Source organism: Ovoidimarina sediminis, assembly GCF_032586175.1.
GTDB lineage: Bacteria > Pseudomonadota > Alphaproteobacteria > Rhodobacterales > Rhodobacteraceae > Ovoidimarina > Ovoidimarina sediminis.
This window is the reverse complement of sequence record NZ_JAWHTE010000022.1, coordinates 32,876-51,199: the sequence shown is the minus strand read 5'-3', so window position 1 is coordinate 51,199 and position 18,324 is coordinate 32,876. Positions and strand designations below refer to the sequence as shown.

Below are 18,324 nucleotides of genomic sequence, written 5' to 3'. Positions count from 1 at the left end.
CACATGCGGTCCGCGGCGGCTCAGCTTTCGGGGGCCGCCGGCGTAAATTCGGGCACCGGGCCCGCCGAGGCCGGCGTCGGCTCGACCGTGGGCCAGTTTCCCTCGGCCTTGCTGATATTGCCGGGAATATCCTCTTCCCAGAACCCGACAACCGTCTTCGTGACGTTCAGGTAAAGCTTTCCGTCCACGATCCGCCACAGGGTCGGATTGCCCGGGGCCTTTCCGCCCTTCGAGACAGCGAAAGCGCAATGTCCGTCATATTGCGGCGCATAGCGCGCGGGATCGGCCAGAAACTTGTCGCGGTTCGCGGCCGAGGCAAAGGCCCAGGTGGAGCCGTTCCACTCTGCCGTGATCGCGGCGCTTCCGGGCACGGGGGCAGGCTGGCTACTGCCCACGGGCGCCTGATCGAGATCGAAGTAGGAGGTCACGTCATACCCGGAAACGGCAAAGCCGTTGGAATCGACATATTGCTCCCCGGCGAAGGCGGGCAGGGACAGCGCGGCGAAGGCCGCGCCGGCAAGGAACATGCGAAGGGACATATTTGGTCAAACCTTTCTGGAATGGCTGTGGTGTTCGCCTCATGCCAGATCGCCATGCTCACGGGCCAACCACGATCCCGTGTAATCGGTTCTTGCACACACATGCATCTGTGCGGCCAATGCGCAACGGTCGCCGGATGCCCTTGCCCTTGGCCACACCACGGGCCCATTTCCCTGCGTTACTCTGGCCGCGCACAGACACAGGCACATCAGACACCATGCCGGGAACGATCCGCGATATTCTGGGCCGCCTCGGCCTCGACCGCCAGGGCAAGGCCGCCCGCACCCGCGATCTCGACGCGGCGCAGCAATGGTTCCTCCACTGCGCCCAGGGCGCGCTGGGCGAGGCGGGCCAAGCAGCGAAGGATGGCGGCCCGCGCGATCCCAGATCGGTCGCCTACGAAAAGATCGAGGCACGCCTTGCCGCCGCCGGTGTTGGCGCCATTGCCGACCTGCCCGAGGGCGAGGTTTCCGAGCTTGCTTTCCAGGAGCGCGCGATCCTGTCGGGAGAGGCGGGGTTCGAGACGTTTCTCGCCACCCTCTCGAACGACGACCGCGCCTATGCCCGCCACCTGCGGGAGGCCTGGGAAAAGGAGGTCCGGGCTTTCGGCAACGCCAGAAACTATCGCTGAAGAGGGCAGGCGAGTACGAACATTGCTGTCGGCGGAACGAAACTCGGTTCCTCCTCGATTTCGCACTGGTTGATTTTGGCCATCCGCCGGGCGATTTGGCCGGCCAAGGCGAGGTCGCTGATTGCGCGATTCTCAGAATCGAAGACAGCGATCGTTTTGAATTTCGTCCGTCGCCGGATCGGCGGATCCCAAGCCGCGAATGCCGTGTACTCCGTCATCAGCCAGGCTTCGCCGACGCGGAACGGCAACGCATCTTCCATGACGCACACCCAATGCGGTCTGACACAATCAGACGCGTGAGAGGGAGCCGGCGCGCCAAATGCGATCAGAGCCGAAAGCGCCAGGGTTGCCGCAACTCGCACCTTCACCCTTCCAGCGTCACCAGCGCATGCCGCTTCTTGCCCGCCGACAGCTTCACCGGCGATGCGAACGCGCCCGCATCCAGCATCAGCCCCGCATCCGACACCGGCGCATCGTCGATCCGCGCGCCACCTTCGGCGATCAGCCGCTTGGCCTCCTTGCCGGATTTCGCAAGGCCCGAGCGCACGATAAGCTGTGTGATCGAAATCCCGTCGCCCACGTCCTCGGCCGACAGTGCGAGGGTCGGAAGATCCTCGCCCACACCGCCCTTTTCGAACACCTCGCGCGCGGTCTCCTCCGCGGCCGCTGCGGCATCGGCACCGCGGCAGAGCGTCGTCACCTCGTTCGCGAGCCGGATCTTCGCCTCGTTCACCTCCGCCCCTTCAAGCGCACCCAAACGGTCGCATTCCTCGACGGGCAACTCGGTGAACATCTTCAGAAATTTGCCCACATCCGCATCGGGCACGTTCCGCCACCACTGCCAGAACTCGTAGGAACTCATCCGGTCTTCGTTGAGCCAGACCGCCCCATCGGCGGATTTTCCCATCTTCTTCCCGTCTGCACGTGTCACCAGCGGCGTCGTCAGGCCAAAGGCCTCGGCCCCTTCGACACGGCGGATCAGGTCGGCACCCGAGACGATGTTGCCCCACTGGTCCGACCCGCCCATCTGAAGCACGCAATCATAGCGGCGGTAGAGTTCGAGGAAGTCGTAGGCCTGCAGCAGCATGTAGTTGAACTCGATGAAGCTGAGCGCCTGTTCCCGGTCGAGCCGCGATTTGACCGACTCGAACGCCAGAAGCCGGTTGATCGTGAAATGCTTGCCGATGTCGCGCAGGAAATCGATATAGCCCAGCTTGTCGAGCCATTCGGCATTGTTCACCAGCGGCGAATCCGTCGGCCCGTCGCCATAGGAGATATACCGCGAGAAGATCTGGCGGATGCCCTTTGCGTTCTCGTTGATCTGTTCGACCGAGATGATCTTGCGCATCTCGTCCTTGCCAGAGGGGTCTCCAACCTTGGTCGTGCCGCCGCCCATCAGCGTGATCGGGCGGTGCCCCGTCTTCTGCATCCAGCGCAACAGCATGATCTGCACGAGGTTGCCGATATGCAATGAGGTCGCGGTCAGGTCGAAGCCGATATAGCCCGTGACCGGCCCGTTCAGCAGACGCTCGTCCAGCCCCTGAAGATCGGTGCAATCCGCCAAGAACCCGCGCGAGGTGATCTCATGCAGAAAATCGGATTTCGGGTGATAGGTCATCGGCTCACATCTTCTCTCGCCATCGGAGGCCGTCTATATCGGCGGGACAGGGCAAGGGAAAGACATGACGGTGAAAGAGGCCATCCGGGCGCTGGGCGCCATGTCGGGCACGTCGCTCGACGGCGTGGACGCAGCGGTGATCGAAACCGATGGAAGGCGCATCCTGGGCTTCGGCGAGACGGGCTACCGCGCCTACGCGCCCCGCGAACGGGCGGCGATCCGCGCGGCGCTGGGCCCCGCGCCCGGCGAGGCGGCAAGCGAGGCGGCCGCCGAAGTGGTGGAAACGGCGCATGCCGAGCTCTTGTCGCGGTTCGGGGAGGCCGAGGTGGTGGGCTTTCACGGCCAGACCACCTGGCACGACCCGGCCCGCGGCGTGACGGTACAGATCGGAAACGGCCAGATCCTGGCCGAGGTGCTCGACCGGCCGGTCGTCTGGGATTTCCGATCCACCGACGTGGCCATGGGCGGGCAGGGCGCGCCGCTCGCCCCCTTCTGGCACCATGCCTGCGCGCGCTTCATCGAAGCCGAGGCGCCCCTGGCGTTCCTCAATCTCGGCGGCGTGGGCAACCTCACCTGGGTCGATCCCCGCATCGAGGATCCAGCCGCCGAGGGCGCGCTCCTGGCCTTTGACACGGGGCCCGCCAACGCGCCCATCGACGATCTCGTGGCCGCCCGGACGGGGGCGTCCCATGACACGGACGGCGCCCTTGCGGCGCAGGGACGGGTTGCGGATGGGGTGCTCGAGGCGATGCTGGCCCGGGGGTATTTCGCGAAGATTCCGCCCAAGTCGCTTGACCGGGCCGAATTCGCCGATCTGGGCGAGGCGGTGCGCGGCCTTTCAGATGCCGATGCGGTGGCAACGCTGACCGCCTGTGCCGCCGCCGCCGTGGCGCACGGGGTCGAGCATTGCCCGTCGCCGCCCGCGCGCGTCCTCGTTACCGGGGGCGGGCGGCGGAACCCGGTGCTGATGGCGATGCTCTCCGCCGGCCTCGACTGTCCCGTTCAACCGGTCGAGGAGGTCGGGCTCGACGGCGACATGCTCGAAGCGCAGGCCTTCGCCTATCTCGCGGTGCGCGTGATGCGGGGGCTGCCGACCTCCGCGCCGGGGACGACAGGCGTGGCCGCGCCTGTGGGCGGCGGGCAGATCAGCCGGCCGTCGGGACAGGTCTGACAGGGCGGGAGCGAGGGGCCAGCCCCTCGCGCTCCCCGGGATATTTCCGGCCACATGAAGGGGCTCAATGCGGGATATCGAAGCCCGGTGGCGCGAGCGTGAACCCATCGAAGCGGAACCCCGGCGAGACGGTGCAGGAGACGAGGGTCCAGTCCCCGGTGCTGCGCGCCGCCTGCCAGTGATCCTTCGGGACGATCCGCTGGGGTTCCGCGCCGGCCTCCGGCAGGGGCCCGAGATGGAGATCCCGTGCCGGCCCCGCCTCGGTCGCAGCGAGAGAAAGGATCAGCGGCGCGCCCGCGTGGAAATGCCAGATCTCGGTCGCGTCGACTCTGTGCCAGTGGCTCCGTTCCCCGGCCCGCAGCAGGAAATAGATCGCTGTCCCGGCAGGCCGGGCGCCCGTTGTCTCCTCGATCCAGGTTTTCCGGTAATGCCCTCCCTCGGGATGGGGGACGAGCCCCAGTGCCTCGATGATCTCATCCGCTGTCATGCAGTGTCCATCGCCCGGATCCGATAATGGCGCAAGGCTCAGGCCACAAGCTCGTAGTGATCGAGGGCACGCGTCTCGACAACGCCCAGCTCGTCGGGATCGATATGCGGCACCCGCCAGTCGCCGCCCACGAAGGCCTCGAGTGCGGCAAGGTCGCGCCAGACCATGACGACGGCGAAATCGTTGGGGCTTTCGGGGCGCGGCAAACCGAAGAGAACCTGTTCCACCCCGTCCGTGGATCGCATCAGCGGCACCGCCTTTTCCAGAAAGAACCGGCGAAACTCCTCAACACGGTCCGGCACGACGGTCACGCGAAATATCCGCAAAATCATCGGGCATACTCCCTCTTTTGTGACACCTCACCCTATCACATCAGGCGAATCGGTCCGGCGAGGCGCCCCGCGGGGCAGACAAAGTGCCGCGTTTCCCGTATGTTTTCTCCATGGCGAGGCTTTCGGCACTGGCGGCCGCACTCTGGTTCGCCGCGGCATCGGCCGTGGCGGCGGGCGAAGTGCATGTGGACCGGAAGGCGCCAAGCCCAGCTCTCGGAACGGATCTTCCCTACAGCATCTATCTTCCTTCCGGTCAGCCCGCAGGTACGCGGTTCCCCGTGGTCTACCTGCTTCACGGCTTCGGCGCGGGCCAGCGCGAGTGGCTCAAGGGCGGGCGCCTCGAGGAAACGCTCGACCGGATGATCGGGGCAGGAGAGATCGCGCCCCTCATCGCCGTGATGCCCGACGCAGGCAAAAGTTGGTATGTCGACAGCGCCCGCTTCAACGGCCCCGGTGATTACGAGACAGCGATCACCCGCGATCTCGTTGCAGAGATCGACGCCCGCTACCCCACACTCGCGGGGCCGGCGCATCGCGGCATCGCGGGCATTTCCATGGGTGGTCACGGCGCTTTGCGTCTCGCCTTCGCCCATCCGCAGGTGTTCTCTGCCGTCGCAGCCCTCAGCCCCGGCATCTGGCGCCCCGGTGGGATGTCGGAAGCGACCGGCCCGGCGGTGGATCCGCCCGAAATGCAGGAAAAGTGGTTCCCGCGGACCACCGGCGAAACCTTCGATATCGGGATGTTCAATCGCCAGTCGCCCTTCGCCCATGTCGGCGACCTCGCGGAGATGGAACACCCGCCCGCCATCCTCCTCGCGGTGGGGGACGACGATTACTGGAAACTCCATGACGGCACGGTCGAGCTGTATATCGAGTTGCGCAGGGCCGGTCTCAGACCTGAACTGAGGGTCGATAACGGCGGGCATGACTGGAAATACTGGCGGCGTGTTTCGCCCGATGCGCTGTCCTTCCTCGCAGGACGGATCGCGCCGGAGTGACGGTGCCTAGCTTTCCGCCGCCCCGGGCCGCCGCTGGCTGGCCCGGCTCGGAGGCGGCGGGCTCAGCCGCGCCTCGCCGAGGGCTGCGCGGATCCAGTCCTGAAACAGAAACACCTCGTATTCCTCCTGCATCAGAACGCCCCGTTCGAACGGATCGGCCCTGAGGCCACGCTGGTTCAGCTCGCAGGCCATGCCGTCCTGTTCCATCACCAGGGTCGCGAAATCGGTGATCCGCGTCAGATCGAAACCGGGACGCGCTAGCGTCTCGGGCCGGAACAGCCAGTCCGCCGTCAGCTCGGTCCGCTCCGGGCCAAGCGGCGTCAACCGGACGATGCGCACGTAATCCACATGCGCCGCGATGAAGGCCGACGGCAGAAGTGTTGCATAGCGCTGCCCTGCCGCCTTGTCCTCATCGCTGAGGCCTGGCAGAGCATCCTGCGCCGTACCGTCCATCGACCAGCTTTCGGCCCCTTCCCGAAGTCGCCCCGACCGGCGGGGTGCATGATCGCCCGCGTATTCCTGCCACTCCGGATCGTCCCGCCGCGCCATGATCCCGCGGCTGTAAATCGGCACCAACTCCGACAATTCCGGATGGATGTTGGGGCAATGCAGGCACTCGTTGAAATTCTCCCAGAAGATCTTCCAGTTGCAGGCCAGTTCCTTGCGATAGCTGTGGTCCACCACCAGATCCGCCATCGGCCAGGGTGTGATATCGGCAAGTTCGCCCCCGAAGACCTCGTCGAACGGCCGCGCGCTTTCGCCCGCCAGGTTCGCGAAGACGAACCCGCCCCATTCGGCCACCGCGATCCCCAGAAGCCCGTAATCCGCGCGGTCGAAATTCTCCACCTTCCGCATCGGCCCGGTCGCCAGAAGCCGGCCGTCGAGCGCATAGCTCCACTGGTGATAAGGGCAGGTGATGCGGCGATCGAACCGCCCCGCCGCCTCGGTGCAAAGCGCCGATCCGCGATGCCGGCAGGTGTTGAAGAAGCCGCGCAGCGTGCCGTCCGCGTCGGCGAGGATCACGATCTCCTGCCCGCCGACGGTAAAGGTCCGGAACGCCCCGGGCTCCGGCAGGGTTTCCCGGCGGCAGAGGTAGATCCAGTTCCGCCGCCAGATCTCGCGCATCTCGCGGTCGAAATGCGCGGGGTCGGTATACCACCGGGCCGGAAGCGACGGCTGCGCCGCGGTCAGCCCGTTGAATTCACTGGCTAGGATAAGATCGTCGTGCATGTACCACCCGAGAAGGCGAAGCCGCGGGCCACGTAATGATAATCACAATCTCCCCGCGCCGCAGGAAAATCATGCGGCAAGGCTTCCCCCCGGTCAATCTCCCAGCCGGGGCGTCCGGCTTACCCTCTCAGGATCGACTTTCCGGCATAGACTGCTGTTTCGCCCAGCATTTCCTCGATCCGGATCAGCTGGTTGTACTTCGCCAGCCGGTCTGACCGGGCCAGGGACCCCGTCTTGATCTGCCCGCAATTCGTCGCCACGGCGAGATCGGCGATGGTCGCATCCTCGGTCTCGCCCGACCGGTGCGACATCACGCAGGTCATCCGCGCCCGGTGCGCCATGTCGACGGCGCGCAGCGTCTCCGAAAGCGTGCCGATCTGGTTCACCTTGACGAGCAGCGCGTTGCCCGCGCCGGTCTTGATGCCTTCGGCAAGCCGCTCTGGGTTCGTGACGAACAGGTCGTCGCCCACAAGCTGTACCTTGCCGCCCAGCCGCTCGGTCAGAAGCCGCCAGCCGTCCCAGTCGTCTTCCGCCATCCCGTCCTCGATCGAGAGGATCGGGTAATCGGCCACGAGGCTTTCGAGATAGTCGACGTTTTCCGCCGAGGAAAGCTTCTTGCGCTCGCCCTTCAGGTCATAGATCCCGTCGCGGTAATACTCGGTCGAGGCACAGTCGAGCGCCAGCATGATGTCCTCGCCGGGCCGGTACCCCGCCTTTTCCACCGATTTCAGAATGAAATCGAGCGCATCGCGCGTCGACGAAAGATCGGGGGCAAAGCCGCCCTCGTCCCCGATCCCAGTCGACAGCCCCGCCGCCGACAGTTCCTTCTTCAGGGTGTGGAACACTTCCGCCCCCATACGAACCGCCTCGCGGATCGAAGAGGCCGAAACCGGCATGATCATAAATTCCTGGATGTCGATCGGGTTGTCGGCATGTTCGCCGCCGTTGATGATGTTCATCATCGGCACTGGCAGAACCCGCGCCGAGGTGCCGCCGACATATCGGTAAAGCGGCTGCACGGTCGCGTCCGCGGCTGCCTTCGCCACCGCCAGCGAAACGCCGAGGATCGCATTCGCCCCAAGCCGGCCCTTGTTCGCCGTCCCGTCAAGTTCGATCAGCGCGGCGTCGATCGCTTCCTGTTCGACGGCATCGAAGCCAGCCAGCGCATCGGCGATCTCGCCGTTCACCGCCTCGACGGCCTCGAGCACGCCCTTGCCAAGATACCGCCCCTGGTCGCCGTCGCGCTTCTCCACCGCTTCGTGGGCGCCGGTCGAGGCGCCCGACGGCACGGCCGCGCGGCCCATCGTGCCGTCTTCGAGGATCACATCCACCTCGACGGTCGGGTTCCCGCGGCTGTCGAGGATTTCGCGTCCGATGATATCGATGATCGTGCTCATGTGGCCCTCCGGCAATCTGGATTCTCGCGTTCTATAGCAGGGGCCGGGGCGCGGGTGAACTGCTCATGTTAGCGATAACGCCGCAGCGTCAGGCCGTCCCCTGCGCCAGCCGCCGCTCCCGGGCGAAGGTGTAAAGCCCCGAGGCCACGACAATCGCCGATCCGATCCAGGTTGCCAGATCGGGCCGCTCGCCGAACCACAGGATCGCCAGTGCCAGCCCGAACAGAAGCCGTGTGTAGCGGAACGGGGCGATCACCGCGACGTCGCCCACCCGCATTGACATGGTCACGAACAGGATCGCCAGCGCGGTCAGAACGGTGATCCCGGCGAAATAGGTCAAGGCGATCGGCGTATAGGGGCCCTCTGCCTGGCCTGATATCGCCACCAGCAGAAACCCGGTGGGGATCAGCCCGGCAAAGCCCCAGACGCCGAGTTGCAGGTTCGTCGCCGTCCGCGGCACCATCCGCGTCAGGATGTCCCGCGCGGCCAGCGTCACGGCGGCCAGTACTGCGAAAAGGGCAGGGGGTGTGAAGCCCTCGGTCCCCGGCCGGATGATGATCATGACCCCCAGAAGCCCGACGATAATCGCCAGCCAGCGCCGCCATCCGACCTGCTCGCCAAGGAATGCGGCGGCCCCCAGCGTTACCAGAAGCGGCACAGATTGCATGATCGCTACAACGACGGACAGGGGCGCAAGCGTCAGCGCCGTGACGATGCCGAACGTGCCCACCGCCTCGGTCAGCACCCGTGCAAGCGTCGCCGGGGCCAGCGCATCCCGTGTCAGCGGCGCCTCGCGCAGTGCGATACAGGCCAGCGCGAAGGCCAGCGTGCCGCCGATCCCGGCCACCCAGATGATCTGTCCCGAAGGATGCGTGTCGCCGAGCGCCTTGATCAGCGCATCGGCCAGCGCGAACGCAGCCATCGCGCCCGTCATCAGGGCCATCCCGCGCAGGTTGTCGTGCATCAGCTGCGGTCTTTCCCGCCGGATCCGCCCCTTTTGGGCACACCGTAAAGCTCCAGCCGGTGACCGCGCAGCTCATAGCCCAGCCGCTCGGCGATCCGCTCCTGCAGCGCCTCGATCTCTTCGTCGACGAACTCGATCACCTCGCCGGAATGGATGTCGATCAGGTGATCGTGGTGTTCCCGCTCCGCATCCTCGTAGCGCGCGCGCCCATCCCCGAATTCGAGCTTCTCGAGAATCCCGGCCTCTTCGAACAGCTTTACCGTCCGATAGACCGTCGCGAGCGAAATCTTGGGGTCCACCCCCGAAGCGCGGGAATAAAGCTCTTCCACGTCCGGATGGTCCTGCGCCTCCTCCAGCACGGCGGCAATCGTGCGCCGCTGGCCGGTCAGGCGCAGCCCCTTTGCTTCGCAGCGTTCGAGAATGGTTTCGGTCATGGGGGCCCCGAATGGATGCGCGTTCAGGTCATAGGGGTTTCGGCGTGTCAAGAAAACCCATCAGTCGAGGGGCAGACGTCCCTCCGCCACGAAGGTCACCTCTCCGGCGACCCGCGTCTCGACAGGTGCGCCGCCTTCGGTCCGGCACGCGGTCTCGATCCGCGAGGGCCGGCCCATCTCGATCCCCTGGTCGATCGTCAGCGCAACATCCCGGCCTTCCAGCCCGGCAAGATAGGCCGTCAGCGCGGCTGCGGCAGAGCCGGTGGCAGGATCTTCCGGCACGCCGTCCAGAGGCGCGAACATCCGCGCGCGAATCTTGGATCCCGTGCGCCGGTAAGCCAGCACGGCGAAATCGAGCGAAATCTGATACCGCGCCTGCGCCTCGACAAAGGCCTTCGTCTGCGGCGCGGCGGCGGCAAGGGCAGCGTCCGAGGCAAGCTCCACCAGTACGAAATCAAGCCCAACGCCCGCCGCGACCGGCCCGTGCCGACCCGTGGCGATATCCTCCGCCTTCAGTCCCAGGCAGGCGGCCACATCCGCAACCTCCGGAGATACGCCCACGTTCAGGGGCACTTCCGTCGCGAATTCTGCACGCCGCCCATTGACGGTGACGGGGATCGGCCCCACCCCAAGCTGCAGCACCATCTCGGGGTCATGGCCCAGTGCGGCCAGCACCACCGCCGTTCCGATCGTCGGATGACCGGCGAAAGGCACCTCTGTCATCGGGGTGAAGATCCGCACGCGTGGCGGATCGCCCGCGATCTCAGGCGGATAGACGAATGTCGTCTCCGAAAAATTGAATTCCCGCGCGATCTTCTGGAGCCGCGCCTCTTCCAGCCCTCGCGCATCGGAGATCACTGCAAGCGGATTCCCCGCAAAGGCCGCTCCGGTGAAGACATCGACAATATGAAACGCGGTCATAGCGGCCTCCCTGATCCGGTGGAGAGGGGCTTATCGCCGGTTCCGCAAGGAAGGTCGAGACCGCGCAGACGGGGACGCGCGGCCTATTGCGCCCGCCCCGCCGATCTCCCATGAAGGGCGGAAGGAGAAAGCCAATCCCATGGAAAAACGCGACCGGATCGACGCCTTCGGGGCAGTCAGCCTTATCTGCTTCTCGGTTCTTCTGGGCTTCAATCAGGTTTTCATCAAGGTCGTGAACGACGGGCTGCAGCCGGTGTTCTTCGCCGGGCTCCGCTCGGCGGGCTCGGTCCTATGCCTCGGGCTCTGGATCTGGGTTCGCGGCATAGGCCTCCGGCCCACTCCCGGGGTCTGGCCCGCGGGCGTCGCCGCCGGTGCGATCTTCGCCTTCGAGTTCCTTCTGCTTTTCATCGCCCTCGATCTCACCACCGTCGCCCGCACCAGCGTGATCTTCTATTCCATGCCGGTCTGGATGGCGCTCGGCGGCCATCTCCTCATTCCGGGCGAGCGGCTCACGCTGCAGAAAAGCCTTGGCCTCCTTCTCGCATTCGCGGGTGTTGTCTGGGCGATCCTGAACCGAAGCGGCGGCAGCGCGGCAGAGGCCTCGCTCATGGGCGATCTCTTCGCGCTCGCGGCTGCGATGGGCTGGGCGGCGGTCGGGCTGATCGCCAAGGGGTCGCGGCTCAAGGCCGAACCGCCCGAACGTCAGCTGCTCTGGCAGGTCACCGTCTCGGCCCCGATCCTCCTTGTCGCGGCCTTTTTCTTCGGGCCCTTCGTGCGCGATCTTCAGCCGATCCATCTCTGGGGCCTCGCCTTCCAGATCGTCATACTGGTCTCCGCAGGCTTCGCCTTCTGGTTCTGGCTGTTGTCGATCTACCCCGCCGCCTCGGTTGCGGCCTTCAGCTTTCTTGCCCCGATATTCGGCGTCGCGCTGGGCTGGCTTCTGCTCGATGAACCGATCGGGCCCGCGCTCCTCGGCGCGCTGGCGCTCGTCGCGCTCGGCCTCTGGGTGATGAATCGTCCGCCCCGGCAGAGGCCGGGTCAGGTGCCGCAGAAGGTCTGAAGCACGGCCTCGTCCGCGTTGGGCGGCCGTGTCAGATGCGCTGCATCCGCCTGCTCGGCATAAGGGCGCGCCAGCACCTCCAAAAGCCGCTCGAAAGGCGCGAAATCGCCATTGACGGCGGCGCCGATCGCCTCTTCGATCCGGTGGTTGCGCGGGATCACCCAGGGGTTCGCCGCATCGCGCGCGTCGCGCCGGTCCTCCGGCGTCGCGCCCTCGCGTGACAGCCGCGCGCGCCACACTTCGTCCCAGGTGTCAAAGGCGGCCGGATCGACGAACTGATCCCGCGCCTTTTCTGTCCCGAGCGCACGAAATGTATTGGTGAAATCGGCCTGGCCCGCCGCCATCCGGTCCATCAGCGACTGGATCAGGTCGGCATCGCCGTCCTCGGCCACCGCCAGCCCCAGCTTTGCGCGGAACACCCGAAGCCACGTCTGCCCGAAGAGCTCGGGGAACCGGTGAACCGAGGCGGTCGCGGCCTCTATCGCCGCCTCCCGCTCCATCCCCATCACCGGCAGAAGCGCGGTGGCCAGCTGCGCGAGGTTCCAGACCATGATGTCGGGCTGCCGGTTATAGGCATAGCGCCCGCCATGGTCGATCGAACTGAACACCTTCCCTGGGGAATAGGTATCCATGTAGGCGCAGGGCCCATAGTCGATGGTTTCGCCCGATATGCTCGTATTGTCGGTGTTCATCACCCCGTGGATGAAGCCGAGGCCAAGCCAGGTCGCCACCAGCGCCGCCTGCCGCGCAATCACCCCGTCGAGCAGGTCGAGCGCCGTTTCCGCCCCCGGATAGTGGCGCGCAATCGCATGCTGAACGAGCGCGCCCAGCGCCTCCTCGTCCTGCCGCGCGGCGAAATACTGGAACGTGCCCACGCGGATGTGGCTTGCCGCCACCCGCGTCAGCACCGCGCCGGGCAGAGGGCGTTCGCGCAGCACGATCTCGCCGGTGCTCACCGCCGCCAGCGCCCGCGTCGTCGGCACGCCAAGGGCATGCATGGCCTCAGAGACGATGTATTCCCGCAGAACGGGCCCAAGCCAGGCCCGCCCGTCCCCCATCCGCGAATAGGGCGTCGGTCCCGATCCCTTGAGCTGGATGTCCCGCCGCACGCCGTCCCGGTCGACAACTTCGCCAAGAAGGATCGCGCGTCCGTCCCCAAGCTGAGGCGACCAGCCGCCAAACTGATGCCCGGCATAAACCTGTGCAAGCGGATCTGCGCCTTCGGGCACCGCGTTCCCGGCCAGCACCGCCACGCCCTCGGCGCTTTCCAGCGCCGCCGGGTCGAGACCCAGCGCCTCCGCCAGCGCGTGGTTCACCTTGATCAGTCCGGGCTGCCGCACCGGGGCAGGGGCCATGCGGGTATAGAACCGGTCCGGCAACCGGCCATAGGAATTGTCGAAGGGGATATCGAGCGCCATGGCGTCTATCTAAGGCGCGCCGGCACCGATTGCCACCGCCTCAGGGGACGCGCGCCGTGAACCGGGTCAGACGGGCGGGAACCCGCACGCCATCCGCCGTCTCGAAGGCGCGAAACCGTTCCGCCACATCGGCCACGATCGCCGCGCGATCCTCTTCGGTGCCGTCATGCTCGGCCATGATCCGCGATATCGGGCCAACCATCGTCGCCAGCACCGCCGCCTCGCGGGCGCCGCCGTCGATGCGAAGGTGGATGTCCAGGAAACCAGCCTCCACCTCCGCAAATCCCGCGCCGCGCAGCCGCTCCGCCACCGGCACGGGATCGGCGAAGGCGAACTGCCCGGGCGCACCCGGCGGCGTCGGGCTCGGCGGGCCAAGCCGGGCCACGCCCGCATCACGCGGGATCTGTGACCACGGGTTCTCGCCCTGCGGGGCCCAGGCCAGAAGGGCCGCCCGTCCGCCAGGCGCAAGTGCACGTCGAAGATTGCCGAACGCGGCATCGAAATCGTCGAAGAACATGACCCCGAAGCGCGAGGTCAGCCGGTCGAAGCCGCCCGCCCCGAAACCGTGGCTCTGCGCATCCGCCTTGAGGAAGGCCGCGTTCGGCACATCCCGCGCCCGTTCCTCCGCCAGCGCCAGCAGCGGGGCCGACACGTCGATGCCCAGGGCGCGGCCCGTCGCTCCCGCCCGCCGCGCGGCCTCAAGGGTCGTGTCACCCGCCCCGCATCCGATATCGAGAACCCGCGCTCCGGGCCCGATCTCCGCCGCCTCGAATAGCGCCGCCGTCGCTTCGGAAAACAGGTGGTCAAGGAGGGGCTGGTGCGCCACCCATTTCCTGCCCGGGTCGCCCGACCAGAACTCTGCCTGCTCTGCGTTCGCGCCCATCACGCCTTCCGCGTGCGCGTCATCAGCGCATAGCCGTCCCGCAACCGGAACCCGGCGCGGGCGTAGAGCTTCTGCAACCGCGGCCGGTCCTGCGACGCCTCCAGATGCAGGGCCATCAGCCCCGCGCTCTCCAGCTGCGGGATCAGCTTCAAAAGCACCTCGCTGCCCATCCCGCGCCCCCGCACGTTCTCGCGGATGAAGAATTCGTCGATGAACCCCTCCATACCGCCGAACTCCACCGACCAGCCGAAGGTGATCACGATATAGCCCACCGGGGCCCGGCGCGGCCCGACAAGGTAAACGCATCCCAGGGGCGAGCCTTCCAGAAGCGGTGCAAGCGCCGCCTCGCGCCGCGCATCGTCGCTCTCGATGTCCTCGTAGTCATGACAGGCCGTGACCATGGGCAGAAGCGCCCCAAGGTCCTCGGGCCCCGCCAGATGCAGTGCTGCGCTCATAGGGCCACCTCGGATTGTCCTTCTCTCTAAAGCCGCGCCAGCCGCTCGTGGATCAGCCGGAAATAGCCGTCGCGGTCGACCGAGCCCATGAACGTCGCGTTCTTCGGCCGGTCCGTCACGCCCCACCAGTCGGCCACCGTCATGCCGCGCGTCAGCTCCGATCCCGTCTCGATCTCCACATTGATGTGCCGCCCGGAAAAAAGCCCGGGCTCGATCAGGTAGGCGATCGTGCAGGGGTCGTGCAGCGGCGCGCCGGCAGAGCCGTACTTCGCCATGTCGAACCGTTCGAAGAAATCCGTCCACGCCGCCACCGCCCGGCCCACCTCGGTGCCCATCGCGGCAAAGCCCTCGACGATCTCCTTCGAGGTCAGCGCCTTGTGGGTGACGTCAAGCGGCATCACCGTCAGCGGCACGCCGGCGCCGAACACCTCCGCCGCGGCCTCGGGATCGACATAGATGTTGAACTCCGCCGCCGGCGTGATGTTGCCCACCTCGAAGTAGGCGCCGCCCATCAGCACGATCTCGCCCACCCGCTCCACGATATCGGGGGCGCGGCGAAACGCGGCGGCAATGTTCGTCAGCGGCCCGATCGGGCACAGCGTGACTGATCCCTCGGGCTCCGCCCGCAGGGTCTCGATGATGAAATCAACACCGTGCCGCTCCATCAGCGGCATGTCGGGTTCGTCCACGGGCACCCCGTCGAGCCCGGTCTTGCCGTGTACATGCTCCGCCGTCACAAGGGAGCGTTCCAGCGGCGCGTCGCAGCCTGCGAAGACAGGCACGCCAGTCCGCCCCGCCAGCGCGCAGACGATCCGCGCGTTCCGCTGGGTCAGCGCCAGCGGCACGTTCCCCGCCACGGCGGTAATGCCCAGAACCTCGACATCCTCGGGGCTCGCAAGCGCCAGAAGGATCGCGACGGCGTCATCCTGGCCGGGATCTGTGTCGATGATGATCTTGCGCGGTGACATGTGCCCGGCGTGACACGGGAAGGCCGCGGCGTTCAAGGAAAATCGTGGCCCGCACCCCTGCCGCGCGAAGGCCTGCCGCATCAGACACGGGCTCGTGTCTCGACATTGCGAAACTCGCGCGCTAGCACCATGGCCGATCTGCGCACAGGGACAGCCATGGTTGTAAGCCTTCTGATCAAACCGGCCCGCGTTCTGGCCGTGATCGCCCTCTTTCTTCTCGCCGCCTGCGGGGCGCCGCGGCCCGATCCGCCGGTGTCGGATCAGCGCGAAATCGCGGCGATTGCCGAGGGCATCCTTGCGCTCGGTCCCGGGATCGACCCCGAAGAGGCCGAGGCCGCCGCCCGCATTGCACTTCTCTACCCCCGCCAGCTGGCGCGGGAGTGGAACGTCACCGACTCGGCTCTCGTGCACAACACCAAGGTCAACCTGGGGCTCAGGCCCCGCGGGCTGTGCTTCCAGTGGGCGGACGATCTCGAAACACGGCTTCGTCAGGAAGGGTTCGAAACCATCGAAATGCACCGCGCCATCGCGAACCACGACGTCTCCTACCGGATCGAACATTCCACGGTGATCGTCAGCGCTCCGGGCGGCACGATCAGCGAAGGCATGGTGCTCGATCCCTGGCGCTACGGCGGGCTGCTTTTCTGGGATGAAACCCTGGATGACGAACGCTACCGCTGGGTCGAACGTTCGGAAGTCTTCGCCTGGAAACGCGCCCGCGGCTTGCCCGAGGTCGAAACCGGCTCCTGATCCGGCTCAGCCCCGCTCCGCCGCCTTCGCCGCATCCCACAGCGCGTCCATCTCCTCCAGCGTGCTGTCGGACGGCGTCGTGCCGCGTTCGGCCAGCCGCGCCTCGATCCAGGCGAACCGGCGCTCGACCTTGGCATTCGTGCGCCTTAGCGCCGCCTCCGGATCGACGCCCCAGTGCCGGGCGAGGTTGACCAGAACGAACAGAAGATCCCCGAACTCCGCCTCAGTCGCATCCGCCGATGTCGCGCGCGCTTCCTCAAGCTCGTGCACCTCCTCCACGATCTTGTCCAGAACCGGCCCCGTCGTGCCCCAGTCGAACCCGACCCGCGCAAGGCGCTTCTGCAGCTTCAGCGCCCGGAGGAGCGCGGGCAGCCCCAGCGCCACGCCATCCAGCGTCCCCACCGATCCGCGCTCCCGCGCCTTCTGCGCCTCCCAGTCGCGGGTCTGCTCCTCAGCAGTCTTCTCCCGGCTCTCCGCGCCGAACACATGGGGATGCCGCGCCACCATCTTGTCGGAAATCGCGTCGGCGACCTCCGCGAAGCTGAAAAGCCCTGCTTCTTCCGCCATTTGCGTGTGATAGACGGTTTGCAACAGAAGGTCGCCCAACTCGCCCTTCAACTCCCCCCAGGCCTCACGCTCGATCGCATCGGCCACCTCATAGGCCTCCTCGATCGTATAGGGCGCGATCGACGCGAAATCCTGCTCGATATCCCAGGGGCATCCCGTCTCGGGGTCCCGCAATCTGCGCATGATTTCAAGAAGCCGGGGCATCCCCCCCTCGGGATCGCGGATCAGCGCATCGGACATTGCGGGCGGCCTTCGGGTCTGAAACGATGGGGCATTCGTTTCACGCGGGCATCGGAGAGTCCACATGGCCGTCATCAACCGCATCGCCGGATATGCCGAGGAGATGGCCGCCTGGCGCCGCTGGCTGCACCGCAATCCCGAGCTTGAATTCGACCTGCCCAAGACCTCCGCCTTCGTGGCCGAACGGCTGCGGGAATTCGGTGTCGACGAACTTCACGAGGGGCTGGCTGAAACCGGCATGGTCGCGATCGTGAACGGGCGCGGGTCTGGGCCGACGATCGGGCTTCGCGCCGACATGGATGCCCTTCCGATCATGGAGGCGACGGGCGCGGATCATGCCAGCGAAACCCCGGGAAAGATGCATGCCTGCGGCCATGACGGGCACACCACGATGCTACTCGGCGCCGCGCGCTACCTCTGCGAAACACGCAACTTCTCGGGGCGCGTTGCGCTCATCTTCCAGCCTGCCGAGGAATCGGGAAGCGGTGCGCGCCGGATGGTCGAGGAAGGGCTGATGGATCGCTTCGGCATCTCCCGCGTCTTCGGCATCCACAACGAACCCGCGCTGCCCTTCGGCCATTTCGCCACCCGCCCTGGGCCGCTCATGGCCTCGGTCGACGAATTCGACGTGACCGTGACGGGCAAGGGCGGCCACGCGGCCTATCCCGATCTCAGCGTCGATCCGATCCCCGCACTTCTTGCGGTGGCGCAGGCCTTCGACACCATCGTCTCCCGCAACCGTGGCTCGACCGAGGCGATGGTCGTCTCCGTCACCAGGATCGAGGCGGGTACGGCCTACAACATCACCCCCGCCGCGGGCACGCTCTGCGGTACGGTCCGGGCGTTTTCGAAAGACACTCAGGACATGGTCGAGCGCCGCATGCGCGAAATCTGCGACGGCGTTGCGGCGGCCTTCGGGGTCGATATCGCGTTTACCTACCGCCGGGACAATCCCGTCACCGTCAATGACGACGACGAAGCGGCGTTCGCCGTCCGCGTCGCTTCCGATCTCGTCGGGGCCGACAAGGTCAACCCGAACGTGATGCCGGTTATGGGGGGCGAGGATTTTTCCGAGATGCTCCTCCAGCGGCCCGGCGCCTTCGTCTTCCTGGGGCAGGGCACGCCCTACTTCTGTCACCACCCCGCCTACGATTTCAACGACGAGATCGCGCCCATCGGGGCCAGTTTCTTCGTCCGCCTCGTCGAAACGGCGCAGCCGCCGGCCGAGGGCTGAAGATACCGGCCGATCCACTGAGGCAA

General features: G+C 66.5%; 21 protein-coding genes. 6 read left to right on the top strand and 15 right to left on the bottom strand.

The genetic code is table 11. The features are described 5' to 3' along the window. Positions 1–20: 20 nt before the first annotated feature. Positions 21–539, bottom strand: a complete 519-nt coding sequence (locus RXV90_RS20085) for a YHS domain-containing (seleno)protein (RefSeq protein WP_316651068.1) — start codon at positions 537–539, stop codon at positions 21–23. 218 nt (positions 540–757) lie between these two features. Between RXV90_RS20085 and RXV90_RS20080 the strand changes: the two genes are divergently transcribed. After that, entirely contained in the window at positions 758–1,171 is a 414-nt protein-coding gene (locus RXV90_RS20080; RefSeq protein WP_316651066.1) for a hypothetical protein, read from the top strand. Here the strand turns inward: RXV90_RS20080 and RXV90_RS20075 are convergent. Together RXV90_RS20075 and tyrS are read right to left on the bottom strand one after the other, a co-directional pair. After that, positions 1,162–1,431 (bottom strand): hypothetical protein, encoded by a 270-nt coding sequence (locus tag RXV90_RS20075; protein WP_316651064.1) that lies wholly within the window; start codon positions 1,429–1,431, stop codon positions 1,162–1,164. The two genes, RXV90_RS20080 and RXV90_RS20075, sit on opposite strands and share 10 nt — an antisense overlap. A 104-nt stretch (positions 1,432–1,535) precedes the next feature. Next, the gene (gene tyrS / locus RXV90_RS20070; RefSeq protein ID WP_316651061.1) at positions 1,536–2,789 is read right to left on the bottom strand and encodes a tyrosine--tRNA ligase; all 1,254 of its coding nucleotides are present in this window, start codon (positions 2,787–2,789) and stop codon (positions 1,536–1,538) included. 64 nt (positions 2,790–2,853) lie between these two features. Here tyrS and RXV90_RS20065 point away from each other — a divergent pair, with 64 nt between their 5' ends. Next, positions 2,854–3,960, top strand: coding sequence for an anhydro-N-acetylmuramic acid kinase (locus tag RXV90_RS20065; RefSeq protein WP_316651060.1), 1,107 nt, complete (start codon positions 2,854–2,856; stop codon positions 3,958–3,960). Between the two features lie 64 nt (positions 3,961–4,024). On the opposite strand, the gene RXV90_RS20060 is transcribed toward RXV90_RS20065, so the two are convergent. Both RXV90_RS20060 and RXV90_RS20055 read right to left on the bottom strand, forming a co-directional pair. Continuing rightward, positions 4,025–4,447: a cupin domain-containing protein gene (locus RXV90_RS20060; RefSeq protein ID WP_316651058.1), complete on the bottom strand. Its 423-nt coding sequence runs from the start codon at positions 4,445–4,447 to the stop codon at positions 4,025–4,027. Between the two features lie 38 nt (positions 4,448–4,485). Next, on the bottom strand, positions 4,486–4,779 hold the full coding sequence (locus RXV90_RS20055; RefSeq protein ID WP_316651056.1) for an antibiotic biosynthesis monooxygenase family protein: 294 nt from the start codon (positions 4,777–4,779) through the stop codon (positions 4,486–4,488). A 110-nt stretch (positions 4,780–4,889) separates the two neighbouring features. Here RXV90_RS20055 and RXV90_RS20050 point away from each other — a divergent pair, with 110 nt between their 5' ends. After that, positions 4,890–5,777, top strand: a complete 888-nt coding sequence (locus tag RXV90_RS20050; RefSeq protein WP_316651055.1) for an alpha/beta hydrolase — start codon at positions 4,890–4,892, stop codon at positions 5,775–5,777. A gap of 6 nt (positions 5,778–5,783) precedes the next feature. Here the strand turns inward: RXV90_RS20050 and RXV90_RS20045 are convergent, their stop codons facing one another. The 5 genes from RXV90_RS20045 to RXV90_RS20025 all read right to left on the bottom strand — a co-directional run bounded on the left by RXV90_RS20045 (position 5,784) and on the right by RXV90_RS20025 (position 10,723). Beyond that, positions 5,784–7,007, bottom strand: coding sequence for an aromatic ring-hydroxylating oxygenase subunit alpha (locus RXV90_RS20045; protein ID WP_316651053.1), 1,224 nt, complete (start codon positions 7,005–7,007; stop codon positions 5,784–5,786). Positions 7,008–7,126: 119 nt separating this feature from the next. After that, positions 7,127–8,404 (bottom strand): phosphopyruvate hydratase, encoded by a 1,278-nt coding sequence (gene eno, locus RXV90_RS20040; RefSeq protein ID WP_316651051.1) that lies wholly within the window; start codon positions 8,402–8,404, stop codon positions 7,127–7,129. Positions 8,405–8,492: 88 nt separating this feature from the next. Then, positions 8,493–9,368, bottom strand: a complete 876-nt coding sequence (locus RXV90_RS20035) for a DMT family transporter (RefSeq protein ID WP_316651049.1) — start codon at positions 9,366–9,368, stop codon at positions 8,493–8,495. Beyond that, the gene (locus tag RXV90_RS20030; protein ID WP_316651047.1) at positions 9,368–9,802 is read right to left on the bottom strand and encodes a Fur family transcriptional regulator; all 435 of its coding nucleotides are present in this window, start codon (positions 9,800–9,802) and stop codon (positions 9,368–9,370) included. Before RXV90_RS20030 ends, RXV90_RS20035 begins: the two co-directional genes overlap by 1 nt. A gap of 60 nt (positions 9,803–9,862) precedes the next feature. Continuing rightward, positions 9,863–10,723, bottom strand: a complete 861-nt coding sequence (locus RXV90_RS20025) for a PhzF family phenazine biosynthesis protein (protein ID WP_316651046.1) — start codon at positions 10,721–10,723, stop codon at positions 9,863–9,865. Between the two features lie 139 nt (positions 10,724–10,862). Here RXV90_RS20025 and RXV90_RS20020 point away from each other — a divergent pair, with 139 nt between their 5' ends. Beyond that, positions 10,863–11,783: a DMT family transporter gene (locus RXV90_RS20020; RefSeq protein WP_316651044.1), complete on the top strand. Its 921-nt coding sequence runs from the start codon at positions 10,863–10,865 to the stop codon at positions 11,781–11,783. On the opposite strand, the gene RXV90_RS20015 is transcribed toward RXV90_RS20020, so the two are convergent. Genes RXV90_RS20015 through RXV90_RS20000 form a run of 4 tightly spaced genes read right to left on the bottom strand, consistent with a single transcriptional unit; the run spans position 11,762 to position 15,507 of the window. Further along, positions 11,762–13,201, bottom strand: a complete 1,440-nt coding sequence (locus RXV90_RS20015; protein ID WP_316651042.1) for a protein adenylyltransferase SelO — start codon at positions 13,199–13,201, stop codon at positions 11,762–11,764. The genes RXV90_RS20020 and RXV90_RS20015 overlap by 22 nt on opposite strands. Positions 13,202–13,241: 40 nt before the next feature. Beyond that, complete coding sequence (locus RXV90_RS20010) at positions 13,242–14,084, bottom strand: class I SAM-dependent methyltransferase (RefSeq protein WP_316651040.1); 843 nt, start codon at positions 14,082–14,084, stop codon at positions 13,242–13,244. Then, entirely contained in the window at positions 14,084–14,539 is a 456-nt protein-coding gene (locus tag RXV90_RS20005; protein ID WP_316651038.1) for a GNAT family N-acetyltransferase, read from the bottom strand. The genes RXV90_RS20010 and RXV90_RS20005 overlap by 1 nt, the downstream gene beginning before the upstream one ends. 26 nt (positions 14,540–14,565) lie before the next feature. Continuing rightward, positions 14,566–15,507: a nucleoside hydrolase gene (locus RXV90_RS20000; RefSeq protein WP_316651036.1), complete on the bottom strand. Its 942-nt coding sequence runs from the start codon at positions 15,505–15,507 to the stop codon at positions 14,566–14,568. A gap of 129 nt (positions 15,508–15,636) precedes the next feature. Here RXV90_RS20000 and RXV90_RS19995 point away from each other — a divergent pair, with 129 nt between their 5' ends. Further along, complete coding sequence (locus tag RXV90_RS19995; RefSeq protein WP_316651034.1) at positions 15,637–16,257, top strand: hypothetical protein; 621 nt, start codon at positions 15,637–15,639, stop codon at positions 16,255–16,257. A 6-nt stretch (positions 16,258–16,263) separates the two neighbouring features. On the opposite strand, the gene mazG is transcribed toward RXV90_RS19995, so the two are convergent. Further along, positions 16,264–17,064, bottom strand: coding sequence for a nucleoside triphosphate pyrophosphohydrolase (gene mazG, locus RXV90_RS19990; protein ID WP_316651032.1), 801 nt, complete (start codon positions 17,062–17,064; stop codon positions 16,264–16,266). Positions 17,065–17,128: 64 nt separating this feature from the next. Between mazG and RXV90_RS19985 the strand changes: the two genes are divergently transcribed. Beyond that, complete coding sequence (locus RXV90_RS19985; RefSeq protein ID WP_316651029.1) at positions 17,129–18,298, top strand: M20 aminoacylase family protein; 1,170 nt, start codon at positions 17,129–17,131, stop codon at positions 18,296–18,298. Positions 18,299–18,324: the final 26 nt, after the last annotated feature.